The following is a 912-nucleotide window of genomic DNA, read 5'->3' as shown; positions in this document are numbered from 1 at the left end:
GCCAGTCCCAACGGTCTGCAGGCACTTCTGTCACAAGATCATGATTGGACTTCAGATGCTCCCAGAACTGCTGCAGGTCTGCCGAACCGGGAAAACGGCCGTTCATTCCCACTATCGCAACAGGTTCCGACAATGGAGAAATTACAGGTGGTCCATCCAAAAAACGCCCGGTACTTCTAACCGCAGGCGGCAAACTAACAGGAGGAGTCACTTCCCTCAACGTTGCCTTAGTCACTGCATCATGACGTTTGACAATACCGGCAGCATGATCTTCCAGTAAATGATTTACCAGCTTCTCTACAGTAGAGTGGCTATAAAAAACGGTGGGCGTTAATGATAAATCGTAATAATCATTTATCTGGTTGGCCAGCTTCGTCAGTGAGATAGAATCAAAACCATAGTCTCCCAGTTCTTCATCCAGCGATATGGCAGTTATCTCCAGTTGCAGGTTCTCTGATATGAACCCAAGCACTTTTTTCGTTACCTGATCCGTCAATACCGGATCGCTTACATTAACCGGAAGCTTTTCCGTGTTGACTTTCTGGTCCTGGAATTTGTTTTTCTTACCATGAAACACGACCACCTGTTCGTGGCCCTGTTGTAACAACCGGTCAAACAATGCAAGGCCGGAGGATGCCGGCAACGGCTGCATTCCCCATTCCCGCTCCAGATAACGTGCGCTTTCCTCATCTACCTGCATCCCCTCACTGGCCCATAACGGCCATGCGATGCTCTGCGTGCGGCCACTGCGCGCTCCTGTCTTTACCAGCTCATTGCGGTACAGCGCATAGTCGTCCAGATAAGCATTTGCTGCAGCGTAATCGCCCTGCCCGATATTGCCCGTCACGCCTGACAGGGACGAGAACAAAATCATAAAATCCAGTCGGCAGGAAGCGCTGGCCTCATCCAGAT

1 protein-coding gene is annotated in these 912 nt (G+C 50.4%); it reads right to left on the bottom strand.

The features are described 5' to 3' along the window. Positions 1–912 (bottom strand): beta-ketoacyl reductase (locus HGH92_RS33400; protein ID WP_168875205.1); only part of this gene is annotated, 912 nt, incomplete at both ends.

The organism is Chitinophaga varians, assembly GCF_012641275.1.
Lineage (GTDB): Bacteria > Bacteroidota > Bacteroidia > Chitinophagales > Chitinophagaceae > Chitinophaga > Chitinophaga varians_A.
Note: the sequence above shows the minus strand (reverse complement) of the source record. Positions and strands in the feature narration are given on the sequence as shown.